Annotated in this window: 17 protein-coding genes; 7 read left to right on the forward strand and 10 right to left on the reverse strand. The window is 74.3% G+C overall.

The features are described from left to right. Window positions 1-6: 6 nt before the first annotated feature. The 4 genes from AC1VWI_RS33155 to AC1VWI_RS33170 form a co-directional block, all read right to left on the reverse strand. Window positions 7-1,056 carry a LacI family DNA-binding transcriptional regulator gene (locus AC1VWI_RS33155; protein WP_499514682.1) on the reverse strand — a complete coding sequence of 350 codons (1,050 nt, stop codon included), beginning with the start codon at window positions 1,054-1,056 and terminating at the stop codon, window positions 7-9. A gap of 129 nt (window positions 1,057-1,185) precedes the next feature. Then, window positions 1,186-2,007 (reverse strand): polysaccharide deacetylase family protein, encoded by an 822-nt coding sequence (locus AC1VWI_RS33160; RefSeq protein ID WP_499514683.1) that lies wholly within the window; start codon window positions 2,005-2,007, stop codon window positions 1,186-1,188. Window positions 2,008-2,205: 198 nt separating this feature from the next. Next, window positions 2,206-2,688: a DUF456 domain-containing protein gene (locus AC1VWI_RS33165; protein WP_499514684.1), complete on the reverse strand. Its 483-nt coding sequence runs from the start codon at window positions 2,686-2,688 to the stop codon at window positions 2,206-2,208. A 79-nt stretch (window positions 2,689-2,767) separates the two neighbouring features. Further along, window positions 2,768-3,757, reverse strand: a complete 990-nt coding sequence (locus AC1VWI_RS33170) for a helix-turn-helix domain-containing protein (protein WP_499514685.1) — start codon at window positions 3,755-3,757, stop codon at window positions 2,768-2,770. A 224-nt stretch (window positions 3,758-3,981) separates the two neighbouring features. On the opposite strand from AC1VWI_RS33170, the gene AC1VWI_RS33175 reads away from it, so the two are divergent. After that, window positions 3,982-5,439, forward strand: a complete 1,458-nt coding sequence (locus tag AC1VWI_RS33175) for a protein phosphatase 2C domain-containing protein (protein ID WP_499514686.1) — start codon at window positions 3,982-3,984, stop codon at window positions 5,437-5,439. Here the strand turns inward: AC1VWI_RS33175 and AC1VWI_RS33180 are convergent. Next, a complete protein-coding gene (locus AC1VWI_RS33180; protein ID WP_499514687.1) occupies window positions 5,397-8,579 on the reverse strand; it encodes an alpha-mannosidase in 3,183 nt (1,060 codons plus the stop codon). The genes AC1VWI_RS33175 and AC1VWI_RS33180 overlap by 43 nt on opposite strands. Window positions 8,580-8,669: 90 nt before the next feature. Between AC1VWI_RS33180 and AC1VWI_RS33185 the strand changes: the two genes are divergently transcribed. Beyond that, window positions 8,670-10,085: a glycoside hydrolase family 47 protein gene (locus tag AC1VWI_RS33185; protein ID WP_499514688.1), complete on the forward strand. Its 1,416-nt coding sequence runs from the start codon at window positions 8,670-8,672 to the stop codon at window positions 10,083-10,085. A 29-nt stretch (window positions 10,086-10,114) separates the two neighbouring features. Here the strand turns inward: AC1VWI_RS33185 and AC1VWI_RS33190 are convergent, their stop codons facing one another. Further along, entirely contained in the window at window positions 10,115-10,609 is a 495-nt protein-coding gene (locus AC1VWI_RS33190; protein WP_499514689.1) for an OsmC family protein, read from the reverse strand. Between the two features lie 2 nt (window positions 10,610-10,611). Further along, complete coding sequence (locus AC1VWI_RS33195; protein WP_499514690.1) at window positions 10,612-11,265, reverse strand: GntR family transcriptional regulator; 654 nt, start codon at window positions 11,263-11,265, stop codon at window positions 10,612-10,614. 156 nt (window positions 11,266-11,421) lie between these two features. Here AC1VWI_RS33195 and AC1VWI_RS33200 point away from each other — a divergent pair, with 156 nt between their 5' ends. Then, on the forward strand, window positions 11,422-11,871 hold the full coding sequence (locus AC1VWI_RS33200; protein WP_499514691.1) for an ATP-binding protein: 450 nt from the start codon (window positions 11,422-11,424) through the stop codon (window positions 11,869-11,871). Between the two features lie 100 nt (window positions 11,872-11,971). Here AC1VWI_RS33200 and AC1VWI_RS33205 read toward each other — a convergent pair whose 3' ends face one another. After that, entirely contained in the window at window positions 11,972-13,009 is a 1,038-nt protein-coding gene (locus AC1VWI_RS33205; RefSeq protein ID WP_499514692.1) for a DUF2637 domain-containing protein, read from the reverse strand. A gap of 386 nt (window positions 13,010-13,395) precedes the next feature. Between AC1VWI_RS33205 and AC1VWI_RS33210 the strand changes: the two genes are divergently transcribed. After that, window positions 13,396-14,208: a GntR family transcriptional regulator gene (locus tag AC1VWI_RS33210; protein ID WP_499514693.1), complete on the forward strand. Its 813-nt coding sequence runs from the start codon at window positions 13,396-13,398 to the stop codon at window positions 14,206-14,208. 3 nt (window positions 14,209-14,211) lie between these two features. Here AC1VWI_RS33210 and AC1VWI_RS33215 read toward each other — a convergent pair whose 3' ends face one another. Further along, a complete protein-coding gene (locus AC1VWI_RS33215) occupies window positions 14,212-14,979 on the reverse strand; it encodes a hypothetical protein (protein ID WP_499514694.1) in 768 nt (255 codons plus the stop codon). 249 nt (window positions 14,980-15,228) lie between these two features. Between AC1VWI_RS33215 and AC1VWI_RS33220 the strand changes: the two genes are divergently transcribed. Next, window positions 15,229-15,579, forward strand: a complete 351-nt coding sequence (locus tag AC1VWI_RS33220; protein ID WP_499514695.1) for a peptidoglycan-binding domain-containing protein — start codon at window positions 15,229-15,231, stop codon at window positions 15,577-15,579. A gap of 157 nt (window positions 15,580-15,736) precedes the next feature. Here the strand turns inward: AC1VWI_RS33220 and AC1VWI_RS33225 are convergent, their stop codons facing one another. After that, window positions 15,737-17,383, reverse strand: coding sequence for a PucR family transcriptional regulator (locus AC1VWI_RS33225; RefSeq protein ID WP_499514696.1), 1,647 nt, complete (start codon window positions 17,381-17,383; stop codon window positions 15,737-15,739). 265 nt (window positions 17,384-17,648) lie between these two features. Here AC1VWI_RS33225 and AC1VWI_RS33230 point away from each other — a divergent pair, with 265 nt between their 5' ends. Beyond that, on the forward strand, window positions 17,649-18,536 hold the full coding sequence (locus AC1VWI_RS33230; RefSeq protein WP_499514697.1) for an FAD binding domain-containing protein: 888 nt from the start codon (window positions 17,649-17,651) through the stop codon (window positions 18,534-18,536). Continuing rightward, window positions 18,527-19,087: a (2Fe-2S)-binding protein gene (locus AC1VWI_RS33235; RefSeq protein ID WP_499514698.1), complete on the forward strand. Its 561-nt coding sequence runs from the start codon at window positions 18,527-18,529 to the stop codon at window positions 19,085-19,087. The genes AC1VWI_RS33230 and AC1VWI_RS33235 overlap by 10 nt, the downstream gene beginning before the upstream one ends.

Consider the following 19,087-nt stretch of genomic DNA (forward strand, 5'->3'; position numbering starts at 1 on the left):
GGCCGGTCAGGCGCTGGCGCGCCGCACCAGCCGGGTCGGGGTGACGAGCGAGGACAGCGGACGGCCGCCGCTGTCCTCCTCCGACCGCCGCTCCAGGCCCCGCACGAGCAGCCTGACCATCAACCGGCCCATCTCCTCGATCTCCTGACGGACCGTCGTCAGCGGGGGGTCGGCCAGCTCCGCCACCGAGACCATGTCGTCGAAGCCGACCACCGCGACGTCCTCCGGCACCCGCCGGCCCCGCTCGCGCAGCACCCGCAGCGCACCGCAGGCCATCAGGTCGGAGGCGACGAAGACGGCGTCGACGTCCGGCGCCCGGTCCAGCAGCACGGCCATGGCACGCGCCCCGCCCGCCTCGGAGAAGTCGCCCTCGACGATCAGCCGCGGGTCCGCGTCCATCAGGATGTCGTGGTAGCCGTCGAGCCGGTCCACCGACGCGGTCTGGTCCAGCGGCCCGGTGACGGTCGCGATGCGTTCCCGCCCCAGCGAGACCAGGTGGCGCACCGCCTCGCGGGCGCCGCCGCGGTTGTCCGAGTCCACGTAGAGCACGCTGCGGTCCCCCTCCGCCCCCGGCCAGCCGGGGCGCCCGCCGAAGACGGTGGGCAGCGCGATCCGGCGGATGATGCCGGGCAGCGGGTCCTCGGCGTGCAGCGAGAAGACCAGCGCGCCGTCCACGTGCCCGCCGGCCAGGTAGCGGCCCACCCGGTCGTAGTCGGCCGTGCCCTCCACCAGCAGCAGGACGAGCTGCGAGTCGTGCACCGCCAGCTCACGGCTGATGCCGAGCAACTGCTGTGCGAAGAAGGGGTCCGCGAAGACCCGGCTCTCCGGCTCCGCGACGATGACGGCGACCGCCCCGGTGCGCCGGGTGACCAGCGAGCGGGCGGCCTGGTTGGGTACGTAGCCCAGCTCCTCGACGGCCTTGCGGACCTTGTCCACCAGTGCCTCGCGCACCCCCGTCCCGCCGTTCACGACCCGGGAGACGGTGGCCCGGGAGACCCCGGCCCGTTCGGCGACGGCTTCGAGCGTCGGGCGCGCTCCGGAGATCTGGTCGGACAAGGGGTGCTCCTCTCGGGACGGGAACAGCGTAGTCCCTCCGGGAAGCGGGGAGAGAGCGCTCTCCCCGCAGCTCGCGGGCCGTTTCTGAGAGCGCTCTCTCTCGCCTGTGCCCGGCCGCCCGCCCGGCGGTCAGCGCACCGGGAAGCCGAAGGTGTGGCCCTGCTGCTTCAGCCAGGGCAGGATCTCCCGCAGCGCTTCGACGGTCTGGCCGCGGTCCCCGCCCGCGTCGTGGAACAGCAGCGTCGGCCCGTTGGAGATCTCGTTCCTGACGGTGGACACCAGCACGCCGGTGCCCGGCTGCTTGAAGTCCTCGGAGTCGACGTTCCAGCCCAGCGGGCGCATGCCGCGGGAGGCCGCCAGCTGGCGGCTGTACGGGGTGAAGGCACCGCCCGGAGCCCGGTAGTACAGCGGCCTGACGCCCCCCGAGGCCTGGGTGATCATGCGCTCGGCGTCCAGGATCTCCTTCGCCTGGTACGCGCGCGGCTTGCCGTTCATCGTCGTGTCGTGGGTGACGGAGTGGTCGCACAGCCGGTGCCCGGCGGCCACCACCGCCTTCACCAGGTCGGGGTGGGCCCGGGCCTGCGGGCCGACCATGCAGAAGGTCGCCTTCACGCCGTTGTCCTGCAGCACCTGGAGGATCTGCGGGGTCCACCGCGGGTCGGGCCCGTCGTCGATGGTGATGTTGACGCCCCGGGGGCCCTTGTCGGAGGCGTGGGCGATGTCCATGTTCACCACGGGGGCGGGCAGTTCGGCGTCCGGCACGGAGGTCTGCCCGGGTATGGGCCGGGGCTTGGCGGAGGCGGAGGGCTTCGCCGGACGTACCGCCGCCTGCGGCCCGTCGGGGGTGCCGGCCTGGGCGGTCCACACCGACGCCAGCGCGGCCACCCCCGCCACGCCCAGCGCCGCCGCCAGCACCCGGCCGTTCGTCCCGCGCATCCCGCTCCACCCCATGTCCGCCCCGCTCCTCGTGTCCGGTGTCCCGTACCTGTGTTCCGTACCTGCACACGGGAGGACGGGGGAGGGACACCGGGGGATCCGGCTGTTACGGAGCCCTGACAATTCCGCCGGAGGACGGCGACAGAGCGGCCCGAACGGCCGCCGCGCACCGCCCGCTTGCGCGCGGCCGGGCACCGGCGGGCACCGTGGGACCTACGAGGTGACGACGGCCCCCAGCCACGCCCCGGCGACCAGCAGGCAGGCGAAGAGCTCGACCAGCAGCGCCGTTCCTGCGGCCCGCATGGCCGTACGGGTGGAGGACCAGGCCGCGCCGTGGCTGCCGAGCCGCATCCGCTCGCCGCCGTAGAGGGACAGCGTGAAACCGGCCGGCGCCCCCACCACCGGCAGCAGGAAGAAGCCCGCGACGGCCCACAGCCCGGCGACGAGGAAGGCCCGCCGGGGGACCCCCGCGTCCCGCACCGACCGGGTGGGCAGCAGCAGTTGGACGGCCTGGTTGAGCAACAGCACACCGGTGGCCGCCGCCAGGACGCCCCAGGACACCGTGGTGTGCAGATGGGTCGCCCACCACAGGACCGCGGCCCAGCACATCAGCGGGCCCGGCGCGCCCGGTACGAGCACGCCCCACAGTCCGGACAGCATGACGGCACCGATCAGGCACAGCTGTCCGGTCCCCATGGGCCCAGCGTGCCCGAAGCCGGGCCCCGGCGCCCCCTGGTTTTCCGGCCTCGCCTGCGGCGCCCCAAGTCCCCGCGCCTCAGCCGGGGGTGCGCTCCACCCAGCCCCGCTCGTACGCGTGCCAGCCCAACTGCAGCCGGGTCGACACCTCGGCGAGCTCCATCAGCCGCTTCACCCGGCGCTGCACCGTCCGCAGCCCCAGTTCGAGCTGCTTGGCGACGCTGGCGTCGGTGAGCCCGGCCAGCAGCAGCGACAGGATCTGCAGGTCGACGGCGTCGGGCGCGTCCGGGGACTCCTCCCGCAGGGCGCCCCCGGTCTCCAGGCGGATCGGCAGGGCCTCGCGCCAGACGTTCTCGAAGAGCGCCATCAGCGAGTCCAGCAGCCCGCTGCCGTGGACGACCAGCGCCGCGGGGCCGCCCGCGTCCCGGGCCATGGGCACCATCGCCAGCGAACGGTCGGCCAGCACCAGCTTGGTGGGGACCCGGTCCACCACCCGCACCTGCTCCTCGCGGCCGAGCGCCGCCGTGAGTTCCGCGATGCCGTTGGGTCCGCTGATGACCTCGCGCTCGATGACCACGCGGAAGGTCACCCCGCGTTCCACGGCCCGTTCCTCGGCGGTGTTCTCCATCCCCGACACCACCATCGGGGTGCCCGTCACCAGGGCGCAGACCTCCTTCTCCGCCCCCAATTGAAGCTGGTTGAAGCGGTGCGCCACCGCGCTCGCACCGGTCACCACCTCCACCAGGTCGTGCGCCGACGGCTCCGCGGCCTCGCCCCGGTACTCCTGCGCCAGCACGGCGGCCGTGAGTTCCGCCTGTTCCAGATGGTGCCGCTGCTGGGTGAGCAGGGCGCCGAGCGCCACCGTGGGCGGGGCGGCCACCCAGCGGCCGGGCCGGGCGGAGGACTGCGCGACCAGCCCCTGCCGCTCCAGCAGGCGCAGTATCCTGGCCGCCTCGTCCTCGGGCATGCCGAGCCGGTGCGAGAGGTCGACGACCTCGGCGGCTCCCAGCCCCACGAGGGCGCGGTACGCCGCCTCCTGGGCATCGTCCAGCCCTATGGCACCGAGCACGGGCACCCCTTCCGGATCCGAGGAACGCAAGACGCGGGCATGGCGGGAATGAGCCATGGCGTAATCCCGCCGCCCGCCATCATCCCTGTTCGAACCCCTGTCCTGGCAAGGTGTCCCTACTGGATCGTCCGACGTGCGGCCCGAGGAGGGAGCCGGCCGCCCGTCGGACCATTCGCGTGTCCGAACCCTGTTTCGCCGCGGGCCCGCCGGTGGACAATAGGGGCATGAGTCAGCAGGGGGAGACGGACCGCCGCCAAGAGGACGAGTGGTGGCGGCAGTTGTACGGGCAGCCCGACCCCGCGGGCCGGGAGCCCGGCGACACGCTCGACGACCGCTACAGCTCGGCGCTCTCCGCGCTCGGCGAGGAAGCGGAGGGCGAGGAGCCGGAGGGCGAGGAGCCGGAGGGCGAGGAGCGGGACGGCGGCGGCGAGGCGCCGTGGCGGACCGTCCCGCACGACACGGCCGCGCCGGCCGCGCCCGGTGACACCTGGTACATCGGCGGCGATGCGGGCACGGCCCCGGGCAGCGATGCCGCAGGAGAGGCCGGCGGCTCCGCCGCGGACGACGCGGGCCCCCCCGACACCCTGCGGCTGCGCCGCCCCGCCCCGCCCCCGGCTGCCGCCCCGCGCCCCTGGCAGTACCAGGGCCCGCCCCACCCCCAGGCGCTGCCCGAACCGGCCTCGCAGCCGCCCGGCCTGCCCCCGGGATGGGCCCCCGCCGAACCCGCCCCGGACCCCGCGCGGTCCGCGGCGCCCCCGGCACCTCCCGCCCCGGCCGTCCGGTCCGCACCGGCCGGCCTGCCGGAGCCCGCCCTCGCCGAGGGGCCGTACGTCGGCGACGGCCCGCCCACGTACGACCCCGAGCCGACCGCCTGGCCTGCCGCCGACCCGGACGACCTCGACGACCTCGTCCCGGACACGGAGCTCGACGGCGCCCGGTACGGCCTGCTGACGATCCGCACGGCCTCGGTGCGCGGCGACTCCGCCCGCTACCGGGGCGAGCCGCGCCGCGACGCGGTCCTGACCGCCCGCTTCGGCAGCGGCGACGACGCCCTGCTGCTGATCGCCGCCGCCAGCGGCCCGCGCACCTCGGACACCGCCCACCGCGCGGCCCGTGACGCCTGCACCTGGATGGCGGCCGCGGTGGGCCGCAGCCAGGTCCGGCTCAGCGAGGACATCCGCGCCTCCCGCCGTGGCTCCCTCAAGTCCGGCCTGCACCGGCTCACCGACCGCTGCTACGGACGGCTGCGTGCCCGCGGCGAGGACCTGGGCCTGGACCCGGCCGAGTACAGCGCCACCCTGCGCTGCCTGCTGCTGCCCGCCGACCCCGACTGCCGCATCCGCCTCTTCTTCGGCGTCGGGGACGGCGGGCTCTACCGCATCCGCGGCGGGGAGTGGCAGGACCTCGACCCCTGGCGGCCCGACGAACGCGCCGAGACCGAGGACAGCCCGGCCGTACGCTTCCGCTTCCGCGCCTCCGTGGCCCGTTCCGGTGACACCCTGCTGCTGTGCAGTGGCGGACTGGCCGGGCCGCTGCGCGGCGAGCCCGCCCTCGTCGCCCGCCTGACACAGCGGTGGGGTGCCGCCGAGCCCCCCGGCCTGCCGGCCTTCCTCGGCGACACCCAGACCCGGGTCAAGGGCTACGCGGACGACCGTACGGCGGTCGCCGTCTGGGACGCCTGACGCGGCCCCGGGGTGAGCCGCAGCGTCAGGATCTGGAACGGGCGGAGCGCGACGGCGACCGCGTCGCCCTCGCGTTCGGCGTCCTCCAGCGGCCGCTCCAGCAGGTCGGTGACCCGGGCGCGGGCGAGCGGGAAGCCCGTGGTGAGCGCGCCCGAGGCGCGGTCGCCCCGCGACTCGTACAGGCGCACCACCACGTCGCCGGAGCGGTCGTCGGCGAGCTTGACCGATTCCACGGTGATGCCGGGGTGACCGACCCGCAGCAGCGGCTGCAGAGGCGGCAGTGAATCCGCGCACCGCAGCGGCAGGTTGAGCGCGAGCCCCGCCGCGACCGCGTCGCCCACCGCCGCTCCCGGCAGCAGGGCGTAGACGAAGCGGTGCGTGCCCTGGTCGGTGTGCGGATCAGGGCTGTGCGGGGCGCGCAGCAGGGTGAGCCGCACGGTGGTGTCGGTGCCGGAACGGCTCGCGTCGTGGCCGTAGGTGGAGTCGTTGAGCACCGCCACCCCGTAACCGGGCTCGCCGACGTGCAGCCAGCGGTGGGCGCAGATCTCGAACCGGGCCGCGTCCCAGCCGGTGTTGGCGTGGGTGGGGCGGTGCACGTGCCCGAACTGGATCTCGGCGGTGGAGCGCTCGGCGAGCACGTCGAGCGGGAAGGACGCCTTCAGCACCTTCTCCGACTCGTGCCAGTCGGCCTCCGTGAGCACGTCCAGCCGGCGGCTGCCGGCGGTCAGCCGCAGCTCCTGGACGACCCGGCTGCCGCCGAAGGCCCGTACGACCCGGACGGCGGCCCGCAGCGGGCCCTCCTCGACGAGTTCGACGGACTCCGCCGACGTCAGGTCGGCGTGCTTGCGCCGGTAGTGGCGGTCGATGTCCCAGGCGTCCCACTTGGTGGGGTGGTCGGGGTGCAGCTGCAGCAGGTTCCCGCGCGCCCCCGGCGCCAGCACCTCCCGGCCGGCGGTCAGGTCGCGGACGGAGGCCAGCAGCCCGTCCGCGTCGACGGCGACCCGCAGCAGGCCGTTGCCGAGCACGATCAGCCCGTCCTCCCGCACCGCGCGCACCGGGTCCGCGGCAGCGGCGCCCGCGCGGTCCAGGGCGGCCGCCGTGCCCAGCGCCGGGACGCTCGCGGCCACCATCGCCCGGCCGTCCGCCAGCGGCTGTGCGCGGCTGCCCTCCGGCAGGGCGGCCGCCGCCGCGGCGTCCAGCTCGACGACCTCCTCCCGCGCGTACGGCGAGGCGTTGAGCAGGGCGGGGGAGCCCTGGGAGCCGTCGCCGCCCAGCGCCCGCACCGCCCCCGCGATCAGGCCCTCCAGCTCCTCGCGCACCGCCGCGTAGGTGTCGCGCGCCTCTCGGTGCACCCAGGCGATGGAGCTGCCCGGCAGGATGTCGTGGAACTGGTGGAGCAGCACCGTCTTCCAGATCCGGTCCAGCTCCTCGTACGGGTAGGCGTACGAGGACGGGGCGCCCAGCGCGGCCGCCGTGCACCACAACTCGGCCTCCCGCAGCAGGTGTTCGCTGCTCCGGTTGCCCTGCTTGGTCTTGGCCTGCGTGGTGTACGTCGCGCGGTGCAGCTCCAGGTAGAGCTCCCCGGACCACACCGGGGCCCGGTCGCCGTACTCGGCCTCGGCCGCCGTGAAGAAGGCGGCGGGCTTCTCGATCTCGACCCGGGGCGCCCCCTCCAGGGAACGCAGCCGGCGCGCCTTCTCCAGCATCTCCCGGGTGGGTCCGCCGCCGCCGTCGCCCCAGCCGAACGGCACCAGGGAGCGGGTGGCGCGCCCCTTCTCGGCGAAGTTGCGCACCGCGTGCGCCAGTTCGCGGCCCGAGAGCTGCGAGTTGTAGGTGTCGACGGGCGGGAAGTGGGTGAACACGCGCGTGCCGTCGATGCCCTCCCACCAGAAGGTGTGGTGCGGCATCTTGTTGGACTGGTTCCAGGACAGTTTCTGGGTGAGGAACCAGCGGACCCCCGCGAGCTTCGCGAGCTGCGGGAAGGCGGCGGTGTAGCCGAAGGTGTCCGGCAGCCAGACCTCCTCGGTCTCCACGCCCAGTTCGTCCAGGAAGAAGCGCTTGCCGTGCACGAGCTGCCGGGCCAGCGCCTCGCCGCCGGGCATGTTGGCGTCGGACTCGACCCACATGGAGCCGACGGGCACCCAGTTGCCGTTCCTGACGGCCTGCTGGATGCGCTGCCACACCACCGGCTGGTGCTCCTTCACCCAGGCGTACTGCTGGGCCTGCGAGCAGGAGAAGACCAGCTCGGGGTAGTCGCGGGCGAGCGCGGTGACGTTGGCGAAGGTGCGGGAGGCCTTGCGGACGGTCTCCCGCAGCGGCCACAGCCACGCCGAGTCGATGTGGGCGTGGCCGGTCGCCGAGACGCGGTGCGCGCTGGCGTGCGCGGGCCGCGACAGTGCCCCGGCCAGTTCGCGCCGGGCGTCCGCGGCGGTGCCGTGCACGTCGTGCAGATCGAGCGCGTCCAGGGCGTCCTCCAGCGAGCGCAGGATCTCGTGGCGGCGCGGATCGTGGAAGTCCAGCTCGTGCATCAGTGCCTCGAGGACCTCGACGTCCAGCACGAGGTGCCAGACGTCCTCGTCCAGGACGGCCAGTTCGGCGGTGTCGAAGCGGTAGAGCGGCTCGGACCCCGCGGTCAGCACGTCGCCGAGCGGGGTCGGACGCCAGTCACGGAGCACGGCGGGGTTGGCCGCGGCCTCCAGCAGCAGGCTCACCCGTTCGCCCCCGGCGGCCGGAGCGGCCACCGGGACATGGCGGTTGAGCGGGTGGACACCCTTGATCGGCACCCCCTCGGCGTCGTACACCATCCCCTCGGCCACGAAGCCCGGGCCGTCGTTCCCGAACCCCGGGTCGATCACGGCCTCGACCCGGCGGCCCGCCCAGGCCGCCGGCACCGTGCCCTCCAGCCGGAACCAGCTGGTCGACCACGGCGGCCCCCAGGGCGTGCCCACGGAGAACGGTTCGAACGCTCCGTCCGACGAGGCCTTCAGCGCCTCACCGACCGGCACGGGCCCCCCTTTCCCGTCCTCCACATGCCACACCGACATGCCCAGCGGCACCCGGTCGGCGTAGCGGGCGGGCCGGACGAACTGGTTCATGGCCCTGGTCAGACGGCCCTCGACCAGCAGACGGTCGTCGTGCATCTCAGCTCCTCGGGTCGGCTCACCGGATGGATTCCCCGTCAATGCGGTGGTGTCCCGTAACGCCCGGAAGGCGGACGGGGTTTTCGGGGCATGAGAAAAATCGCGCGTCCCGGCGGGCTCTCCCGGCGCAGATTGCTCGGTGCCGCCGCACGGCTCGCCCCCATCGCCGCCGTCCCCTCCGTGTCCCTGCCCGGGACGGCGGCGGCCGCCACCGACCCGTACGCGGCGCTCGCCCGCGCGTCCGTGACCGAGTTCCGCAGCGCCTGGGACGCCTACCGCAGACTCGCCTGGGGACGCGACGAGTTGCGGCCGCTCGCCGGAGCAGGCTCGGACTTCTTCATCCCGGGCAGCACCCTCGGCCTGACGATCGTCGAGGCGCTGGACACCCTCTACCTGATGGAGCTGGACGAGGAGCTGGACGCCGGCTTCCAGTGGGTGCGCGACGACCTCGTGCTCGGCCAGGACGCCCCCGTGCAGGTCTTCGAGACGATCATCCGCCTGGTGGGCGGACTGCTCTCGGGGCACCTGGCCACCAAGGAACCGGTCCTGCTCGACCGCGCCCGCGAACTGGCGGACCGGTTGCTGCCCGCCTTCACCCGGTCGCCCACCGGGGCCCCCTACCGCTACGTGAACCTGGTCACCGGCGCGGTCTCCGGCAAGGAGAACTACCTCGCCGAGATCGGCACCTGCATCACCGAGTTCGGCGAGCTGTCCCGGCTCACCGGCGACCGGAAGTACTACGACGCCGCGAAGAAGGCCCTGCGCGCCGTCTACGACCGCCGCTCACGGCTGAACCTGCTCGGCACCGGCATGAACGTCGAGACCGGCGCGTGGACGGGCACCACCGCCACCCTCGACCCGCCCGTCGACTCCTTCTACGAGTACCTCTGGGACGGCTGGGAGCTGTACCGCGACGAGGAACTGCGCACCTGGTACACCACCCTCACCGCGGCCGTCCTCGAGCACCTGACCGAGCGCCGCTCGGGACGGCTCTGGTTCCGCCAGGCCGACATGCGCACGGGCGCCGGCACCGGTCACGCGCAGTCCGAACTGACCGCCTTCTACGCCGGACTGCTCGCCCAGAGCGGCCGCGTCGCCGAGGGCGAGGCCTACCACGACAGCTGGGCCGCCACCCTGCGCTCCTTCCGCCTGCCGCCCGAGAGCCTGGACTACCACGGCATGAGTGCCCTGGACGCCTCCTACCCGCTGCGTCCGGAGTACGTGGACTCCTGCCTCTTCCTGTGGCTCGCCACCGGCAAGGAGCTCTACCGGCAGCGGGCCGCCGAGATGTTCCGGCGGCAGAGGCAGTACTGCAAGGTGGCCAACGGGTACACCGTGGTACGTGACGTGACCGCCCGCCCCATGAAGCTGGGCGACCTGACCCCGGCCTACTGGTTCAGCGAGAACGCCAAGTACTACTACCTGCTGTTCGCCCGGGCGCGCCGCTTCGACTACCGCTCCCACTACCTCACCACCGAGGGCAACGTCCTGCGCGGACTGCGCTGACCCGGGCGCCGGACGGTCACGGCGGGCGGTCAGCCGCCCGCCGCGACCGCCACCTGCGCCTCGTGGTCCACGGGGAAGGCCACGGAGTTGGCGATGAAGCACAGCCGGTGGGCGTCCGCGTGGAGTGTGACGGCGGCGTCCACCATGGCGGCGGAGGCCACTTCCACCCGGGGCCGCAACAGGGCCCGCGTGAAGTGGCCGCCGCCGTCGGCGGTCTCCTCCATCGTGCCCTGCGCCCGGTCGGTGTAGGAGGTGACCACCACTCCGGCGACGGTGCACACGTGCAGGTACGACAGCATGTGGCACTGCGACAGCGCGGCCAGCAGCAGCTGTTCGGGGTTCCAGCGCGCCGGGTCGCCGCGGAAGGCGGGGTCGGAGCTGCCGGGTATCGGCGGTACGGGCAGACCGGGAGCGGTGATCTCGTGCTCCCGGCCGTACCCGCGGTACGTGCCGGTGCCCGTGCCCCGGTTCCCCGTCCAGACGACCTCGGTGGTGTACGTGTGGCGCTTGCTGATGTCGGGCACGGCTAACGTTCCTCCTCCGCCCCGTCCCGCTCATAGGCGGCACAGGTGTCCATGACGTGCTCACGGGCGGCCGCGTGGGCCTCCCCGGCGTGGCCGGCGGCGATCGCGGCGAGCAGCCGGCGGTGCTGCGCGGCGACCTGACCGGGGCGCAGAGGTGCGGCCAGCGACCGCCGTGTGGAGACCTGGATCTGGTCCCACAGCCGCTCCAGCGACCCGGCGGCCACCGGGTTCGCCGACAGGGTGGCGATCCGGGCGTGGAAGCGCCGGTTGTGCCGGACGGCCTCGACCAGCCGGCCCGCGGCCGTGGCCTCCTCCGCGTCCGCCGCGAGCCGCTCCAGCGCGGTCAGTTCGGCGGGCGCTATCTCCCCGCGCCGCTGCCGCTCCGCGGCCAGCTCCGCCGTCAGGCCCTCCAGCACGCCCCGCACCTGGTACGCGTGACGCAGCGCCTCCGGCCCCATGTCGACCACGCTCACCCCGCGCCCCGCCGAGCGCACCAGCCCGTCGGCGACCAGCGCCCGGAACGCCTCCCGCACCGGCGTTCGGCTCATGGCCAGTACCGCCGCGGCCTCGAGCTCGGTCAGGCGCTGGCCGGGCGCGTACACCCCGTCCAGGATCAGTTCCCGCAGCCGCGTGCGCGCGGCGTCCGTCTGCTGCACCCCACCACTGTATCCACTGTATGCATTGCATGCAATGCATACAGTGGATACAGGAGCGCTCCGTTCCCGGTCCATGACTGGACGTGGTCGCAGTGGGGCATGCATTGCGCGTAGATGTTCGAACCCGAAAGGGCGTCAGCGGCCGGAGCGGAGCCGATGGAACGTCAGCCTGTCCAGCCGGGCGGCAGGGAGGCCGGGGGGCCCGTCGAGGCGCGCCGGCTGCACCGGCCTGTCCAGCACGCCGACCTGCCGGCCGTCGCCGACGTCCGCAGGCTGCTGCGCGAGGCGTTACGGAGCTGGGGCGTGCCCGACCTCGCCGACACCGCCGAACTCCTCACCACCGAACTCGTCACGAACGCCCTCCGCCACACCGACCGCGGCGCCGTCCTCACCGTGACGCTGCTGCCCGGGGGCGACCACCGCCTGCGCGTCGAGGTCCGTGACTTCACGACCCGTCACCCGCGGCTGCGCGCCCCCTCCGACCGTCGCACCTCCGGCCGCGGACTGCTGCTCGTCCAGTCGCTCGCCGACGCCTGGGGGGTGTGCCCCGACGGGGACGGCACCGGGAAGATCGTCTGGTTCGAACTCGACGCCGGGGCCTGCTGACCCGCAGCCGGCCGCGCCGCCGCCCCCGGACGCGCCGCTGCCCCGGCCGGAGGTCCGGGCCGGGGCAGCGAATGTGACGAGACGTCACAGAAGTGCGGGATCAGCCGTACTGGCGCTCCAGGTCGGCGAGCTTGCGCTCCAGCGAGTCCAGCTTGGGGAGCGCCATGGTGTCGTCCTCGGCGGTGAGGTCGATCGTCGCACGGGCGACCTCCTCACGGACGGGCGAGAGGGCGGGCCGGGAGAGCGAGGGCAGTTCGGCCTTCTCCGGTCCTATGGCAGGCTCCGCGCCGGCCTGGGCACCCGCCGCGGCCGAGGAGGGCAGTTCGTACTTGCTGCCGCCGCGGTTCCAGATCCGGTGCTGCCGGTTGATCGCCTTGATGCGGGCGCGCTCCAGACGCTCGTGCTCGCGGCGGCGCAGGCCCTCCTGCTCCTTGCGGGCGCGGTCCTCGCGGACCTCCTCGACGGCCTCGTCCAGCGTGCGGACGTTCTCGAGCAGCATCAGCGACCAGGCGCCGTACGTCTCGCGGGGCGCGCGCAGCCAGCGGACCATGCGGATCTGCGGCAGCGGCCGCGGGATCAGCCCCTGCTCGCGCAGGGCGGCCCGCCGGGTCTGCTTGAGGGCGCGGTCGAAGAGCACGGCCGCGGAGAGCGACATGCCCGCGAAGAACTCCGGGGCGCCGGCGTGGCCGCCGCCGCGGGGCGCGTGCACCCAGTTGAACCAGGCCGCCGCGCCCGCGAACAGCCACACCAGCAGGCGCGAGCCCAGCGCCGCGTCACCGTGGCTCGCCTCCCGTACGGCGAGCACCGAGCAGAACATGGCCGCGCCGTCGAGCCCGAAGGGCACCAGGTACTCCCAGCCTCCGGAGAGGCCGAGGTTCTGCTGGCCGAAGCCGACCAGGCCGTGGAAGGACAGCGCCGCTGCGACCGAGGCGCACCCGAAGAGCAGGACGTAGGAGGCCGTGCCGTACAGGGCCTCCTTCTTGCGGCGCCGCTCCTCCGAGCGCTCCCAGGAATCGGCCTGACCCGTCTCCTCCTTGCGGGCCTTGCGGTTGCGCAGGAACACCGCCGCGGCGGCGAGGACCGCCAGACCCACGGCGCACGGGAGCGCCCAGTCCAGCGTTGTGTCCGTAAGTCTCATCGAGCGATTCCTTGCGTCGCAGTACCGTCGCGCTCGGGCCGCGAGACGGCGTCCGCGCGCCATCCTGGCGAACGCCTCGGGCGCGCGATGCGGTTTCAGGGCAAGAGAACGCCAACGGAGGGGTGGCGTGGGACGAGATCGTCAGAATACTCGAACTGGGGAGCGGGTTTGGTTCAGTTGATCGAGTTGAAACCTGTGACCTGACGGGTGATCGGATGACATGGGCGATAGATCCACATGAGATGTGGCAAGCCTCGGACGATCTTGCCGGGGGAGAGCCGTCGCCCGGGGGGCTCGAAGCCGGTCGCGGAGCGTGTTGCAATAGATGGCGGCGCACGTTCCCCACGGGAGTGCGCCAGCGCACACGACTGTCCTAAGGAGCCCCTGTGGAGTACGCCCCCCGCGCCGCGCGGCGCCCCGCGGCGCCCGCCGCGGCGGCGCCCGGGCTGCCGCCCGGCCACGACGAACGTGTCCGGGGGGCCCACCCGCACGCCGAGCCCGGCACCGAGGCCGTCCCGGACCGTGCCGAAGGGCTCCCCCGGCCGCGCCGGCTGCCCGAGCGGCACACCGTGCGGGACCAGGTCCTGCGTGCCCTGCGCGGCGCCCTGCTCACCGGCGAGCTGCGCCCGGGGGCCGTGTACTCCGCGCCCGCGCTCGCCGAGCGCTTCGGGGTCTCCGCCACCCCGGTGCGCGAGGCGATGCAGCTGCTGGCCCGCGAGGGCGCGGTGGAGGCCATGCCGAACAAGGGCTTCCGGGTCGCCGAGCGCAGCAGCCGGGACCTCGCCGACCTCGCCGAGGTGCGCGCGCTCCTGGAGGTCCCCGTCGTGCTGCGGCTGGCCCGCACGCTGCCCGCGTCCCGCTGGGAGCAGCTGCGCCCGCTCGCCGAGGCCACGGTGGCCGCCGCGGCCCTGGGCGACCGCGCCGCCTACGCCGAGGCGGACCGCGCCTTCCACCGCGCCCTGCTGGAGCTCTCCGGCAATCGGCAGCTCGTCGCCGTCGCCGACGAGCTGCACCGCAGGTCGCAGTGGCCGGTCACCGATGACCACGGCCACGCCCGCCCCGGGGCCGCCCCGGTGCGCGGCATCAGCGCCCGCTTGATCGCCGACGCCACGCAGCACGCGGCGCTGCTGGAGGCGCTGGTCTCCGGTGACCTCACCACCGTCGAGTCACTGGTGCGCGACCACTTCTCCGGGGCGTGACGCTCAGCCGGCGTCCACCTCCAGCTCCCCGGCCAGCCACACGGGCACCCCGCCCAGCATCCGGAACAGCCGCGCCGCCTCGGCGCGCAGCCGCCGCGCCTCGGGGTCCGGCTCGACCCCGGCCAGCGCGGTCAGCGCCGGCGCGACCCCGACGGCGTGGCCGAGCTCCACACGGATCCGCAGCGACTCGGTGAAGCCGTGGCGCGCTTCGGCGAGGTCGCCGTCGCGGGCCGCCAGCCCGGCCAGGTGCCGCCAGGTGTAGGACGTCAGCAGCACGTCGTCGTGGGCCACCGCCCCCGCGTGCGCCCGGCGGTACGCGGCCTTCGCCGCGTCCGGGTCGTCGCCCAGGTTCTCCGCGATCAGGCCGCGCCGGAAGTCCAGCAGCGGCCGCCCCGCAGCACCGGGTGCCAGCAGCGCGGCGCTGCGCATCAAGGCGGCGCGCGCCTCGTCGGCCCGGTCGCGGATCCCGAAGAGCGTCGCCACGTACGCGAGGTTGCCGCGTTCGCAGGCGGCCTCGCCGCGCTCGTCGTCCGTACGGGCCAGGGCCTCCGCCGAGCGCAGGGCGTCCTCGGCCTCCGCCCAGCCGTCCAGGGTGAACATGCAGCGCTCGATCAGCAGCGCCGCCCGCTGTGTCGCCGCCGCAGGCAACCGCTCCGCGTGGGGCGCCAGCAACTGTGCGGCCTCCGCCCAGCACCCGCGGCCCCGCAGCCGCGACACGTCGGGCGGCGCACCACCGCCCGGCACCGTCGGTCCCACCTCTGCGTCCGACATGGCGGTGTCCGCCACTTGCCCTCCCCGAAGCGCGTCATCGAGCCGGTTGGGCCGAAGTCCAGCACGACACCGGGTGCCACGCCAAGAGGGCGGACGGCGTGTGATCGATTTCCTGCCTCCCGGTTGGCCGGTCCCGATCGCAACCGTGGCGCGACCACGGCGCATCCGTACCGCATCCGGCGGGGCGGACGCTGTTCACCGGCCCTCGAAGGGGGCCGCGTATCCGGCAGGTTGTGGAGGGGACGGATCATGCGCATGAACCGTGCCCGCATCGGCGCCGTGGGTGCCGGCGTCGCCGCGCTGTGCCTGGGAGGGCTGGTGGCACCGACCGCGGCGCACGCGGACTACTACTACGACGTGTGCAACTACGTGGACGACTGGCACCGCCCGGGGTTCAAGCAGGTGCAGTGTCTGATCAACAAGGGCAGCGACTACCCGTACCTGTTGTCGGAGGACGGCGAGTTCGGCGCGAAGACCGACGCGGCGGTCCGCTGGGTGCAGGACTGCAACGACACGACCGGAGGTGTGGACGGCGAGGCCGGGCGCTACACCTGGCTCGATCTCCACATCCCGAGCCCCCGGTGCGAGATCGAGAGGTGACCCCGGCACCACTGCGCACGGCCTTCACCGCACCGCAGGCCCTGGGGGCCACGGGGCCCCCGGGCGGCCGCCCAGGGCGAAGGAGATCGCGGCATCCAGGTCCAGCGCGCCGCGGCCCACCCGGCGTGCCGGCCTGCGCCGACCGGGCGTCCCGCCGTCAGCTCATCCGCAGGGCCAGGAAGAAGTCGAGCTTGTCCTCCAGACGCGACAGGTCGCGCCCCGTCAGTTGCTCGATCCTGCCGATGCGGTAGCGCAGAGTGTTGACGTGCAGATGCAGCCGGTTCGCACAGCGCGTCCAGGAGCCGTCGCACTCGAGGAAGGCCTCGAGCGTGGGGATGAGCTCCGCGCGGTGCCGCCGGTCGTAGGCGCGCAGCGGGTCGAGGAGCCGGGCGGTGAAGGCACGGCGGACGTCGTCGGGGACGAAGGGCAGCAGCAGGACGTGCGAGGCCAGTTCCTCGTGGCCGGCGACGCAGACCCGGCCCGGGCGGGCCGCGGCGACGCGGCGGGCGTGGCGGGCCTCCTCCAGGGCGCCGCGCAGCCCGTCGGCGGAGTGGACGGTGGCGCTGACGCCGATGGTGAGCCGTCCGTCGCCGTCCAGGCCCCGGGTGAGGGGCCCGCGCAGGACGGAGAGCAGCCCCTGGGCGGACAGTTCGGGGGCGGCGCCGTCGGACTCGAGCGACGACAGGGGGACCAGGGCCATCGCCTCCTCGCCCGTGTGGGCGACGGCGATGCGGTCGGCCGGATCGGGGCCCACCGCGCCCGGGTCGACCAGGGCCTCCTCCAGCAGGGCCTGGGCGACCGGACCGGCGGCCGGCCCGCCACCCGCCCAGTCGACGCGGGCGACGACGACCTGCCAGTGTGGCGCGGTGCCGAGCCCCGGCACCAGTACGGGCGCGGCCACGCGCAGCCGCGCGGCGATCTCGCCCGGCGGCGCGCCGGTCTGCACCAGGTCCATCACCTCCGCGGCGAGGCGGCGGCGCACGGTGCGCGAGGCGTCCCGCCGGTCGCGCTCGACGGCGATGAGCTGGGTGACGCCGTCCAGCAGGTCCAGGCGTTCGGCCGGCCAGTCGCCCGTGTCGGCGTCGACCGCCAGGAACCAGTCCGAGAGCAGGGTGCCGCGGACGTCGTCGGCCGGGTCGCCGCTGCGGATGGGGAAGAGCGAGTAGTGGCGGCCCGCGGTGTAGGCGCGGTGGGGCGAGGGGCGGTCCGTCCGGGCGGCGGCCAGGTGTTCGCCGGCGAGTTCGGCCCGTACGCCGGCGGGCAGCGGGTGGTCGGAGCCGGCGATCCGGCGGCCGGTCGTGGACAGCACCCAGGCGCGCAGGTCGAGGTCGCTGCCGAGCAGGTCCAGGACGGCGTCGGGCCCGCCGCCCTCGGGCCCGGAGGTCATCAGCCGGCGGTGCCGTTCCACCACGGCGGCCAGGTCCCCGGCCCGCTCGGTGGACACCTGGCGCACCACGTGCTCGGTGATGGAGGCGAAGGCGACGTCCTCGTCGACCGCGAACAGCGGCAGCCGGTGCCGGGCGCAGGCCAGCACCAGGTCGTCCGGGACCGAGCCCAGCTCGGCCTCGCCGGCCGCGAGACCGGCGACACCGGCCGCGGCGAGGATCCGCACGAAGCGCTCGGAGTCGTCCGGCGCGCGGCGCCACGCCAGGCCGGTCAGCACCAGCTCGCCGCCGGAGAGGTAGCGGCTGGGGTCCTTCAGGTCGGTGGTCATCACGCCACGGACCGTACGGTCCAGCTCCTCCTCGCCGCCGAGCAGCCGCAGGCCGAGGGCATCGGTGTCCAGCAGTGCGCGCAGCCGCATCGTCGTCGCCTTGTCTCGAACGCTTCCGTCTCTGAGGCGGTACCAGGGTGGCGCCCACTCGATCGCACCGGTGTTGCCGTGTCGATGCCGACAGGTTTCAGGTCCGCGTCTTTCGGAGGAATCTACAAGACCAGCTTACCGACCAGCGAAGTGCTTCATGCGTTCGGTGACTGCACCCGGCGCGGTGCCCGGACGTGTACTGGGTCACACAGCGTGAACAGGACACGAAAAGCCATCCCGTCCCCCGAGGAAGAAGAGAGCGCTCATGGACTTCCTGCGTCCCGCGACCTGGGAGGAGGCCCTCGCCGCCAAGGCGGAGCATCCCACGGCCGTACCCATCGCGGGTGGCACCGACGTGATGGTCGAGATCAACTTCGACCACCGCCGTCCCGATGTCCTGCTGGACCTGAACCGCGTCCGCGACCTGTACGAGTGGGAGGTGGGGGAGGAGACCGTACGGCTGGGCGCCGCGGTCCCCTACACCCGCGTCATCGAGGCCCTGGGCAGGGAACTGCCCGGCCTCGCGCTCGCCGCCCGCACCGTGGGCTCGCCGCAGATCCGCAACCGCGGCAGCGTCGGCGGCAACCTCGGCGCGGCATCGCCTGCCGGGGACTCGCACCCTCCGCTGCTCGCCGCCGGCGCCGAGGTGGAGGCGGTGTCCGTACGCGGCACCCGGCTCATCCCGGTCGAGGAGTTCTACACCGGGGTGAAGCGCAACGCCCTCGCCCCGGACGAGCTGATCCGCGCCGTGCACATCGCCAAGGCCGACGGCCCCCAGCAGTTCTCCAAGGTCGGCACCCGCAACGCCATGGTCATCGCGGTCTGCGCCTTCGGCCTGGCACTGCACCCGGCCACCCGCACGGTGCGCACGGGCATCGGCTCGGCCGCGCCCACCCCGGTCCGCGCCACCACCGCCGAGGAGTTCCTCACCGCGGCGCTGGAGGAGGAGGGCCTGTGGGACAGCGCGGGGACCGTCCCGCCGTCCGTGGCCCGCCAGTTCGCGGAGCTGGTCGCCGCCTGCGCCAGCCCCATCGACGACGTACGCGGCAGCGCCGCCTACCGCCGCCACGCACTGCAGGTCATGGCCCGCCGCACCCTCGGCTGGACCTGGGACGAGTACCGCGGCAACGAGAGGAGCGCCCGATGCGCGTGACCTTCACCGTCAACGGACGGCGCCAGGAAGCCGACGACGTGTGGGAGGGCGAGAGCCTGCTGTACGTCCTGCGTGAGCGCATGGGCCTGCCCGGCTCCAAGAACGCCTGCGAGCAGGGCGAATGCGGCTCCTGCACGGTCCGGCTGGACGGAGTGCCGGTGTGCGCGTGCCTGGTCGCCGCCGGCCAGGTGCAGGGCCGCGAGGTCGTGACCGTCGAGGGCCTGGCGGACTTCGCCAAGGAGCGCGACACGGGCGAGGCGGGCCCCGGCACCGACCCGGGCGCCGCACAGCAGTGGCAGGCGCGTCCCGCCGGCCCGGCCACGCAGCTGTCGCCGGTCCAGCAGGCCTTCATCGACGCCGGCGCTGTCCAGTGCGGCTTCTGCACCCCGGGGCTGCTGGTCGCCGCCGACGAACTGCTGGAGCGCAACGCCCAGCCCACCGACGGCGACATCCGCGAGGCGCTCTCGGGCAACCTGTGCCGCTGCACCGGCTACGAGAAGATCCTCGACGCGGTCCGCCTCGCGGCCGCCCGCACGGGGACGGAGGCCTGA

This window comes from Streptomyces sp. TOM-9, assembly GCF_056858595.1.

Coding starts and splice junctions, on each gene's coding strand:
- AC1VWI_RS33160 (WP_499514683.1), bottom strand. CDS start 2,007: ATGGGGTGGAGCGGGATGCGCGGGACGAACGGCCGGGTGCTGGCGGCG.
- AC1VWI_RS33215 (WP_499514694.1), bottom strand. CDS start 14,979: ATGTCGGACGCAGAGGTGGGACCGACGGTGCCGGGCGGTGGTGCGCCG.
- AC1VWI_RS33220 (WP_499514695.1), top strand. CDS start 15,229: ATGCGCATGAACCGTGCCCGCATCGGCGCCGTGGGTGCCGGCGTCGCC.
- AC1VWI_RS33175 (WP_499514686.1), top strand. CDS start 3,982: ATGAGTCAGCAGGGGGAGACGGACCGCCGCCAAGAGGACGAGTGGTGG.
- AC1VWI_RS33200 (WP_499514691.1), top strand. CDS start 11,422: ATGGAACGTCAGCCTGTCCAGCCGGGCGGCAGGGAGGCCGGGGGGCCC.
- AC1VWI_RS33225 (WP_499514696.1), bottom strand. CDS start 17,383: ATGCGGCTGCGCGCACTGCTGGACACCGATGCCCTCGGCCTGCGGCTG.
- AC1VWI_RS33235 (WP_499514698.1), top strand. CDS start 18,527: ATGCGCGTGACCTTCACCGTCAACGGACGGCGCCAGGAAGCCGACGAC.
- AC1VWI_RS33205 (WP_499514692.1), bottom strand. CDS start 13,009: ATGAGACTTACGGACACAACGCTGGACTGGGCGCTCCCGTGCGCCGTG.
- AC1VWI_RS33180 (WP_499514687.1), bottom strand. CDS start 8,579: ATGCACGACGACCGTCTGCTGGTCGAGGGCCGTCTGACCAGGGCCATG.
- AC1VWI_RS33185 (WP_499514688.1), top strand. CDS start 8,670: ATGAGAAAAATCGCGCGTCCCGGCGGGCTCTCCCGGCGCAGATTGCTC.
- AC1VWI_RS33165 (WP_499514684.1), bottom strand. CDS start 2,688: ATGGGGACCGGACAGCTGTGCCTGATCGGTGCCGTCATGCTGTCCGGA.
- AC1VWI_RS33230 (WP_499514697.1), top strand. CDS start 17,649: ATGGACTTCCTGCGTCCCGCGACCTGGGAGGAGGCCCTCGCCGCCAAG.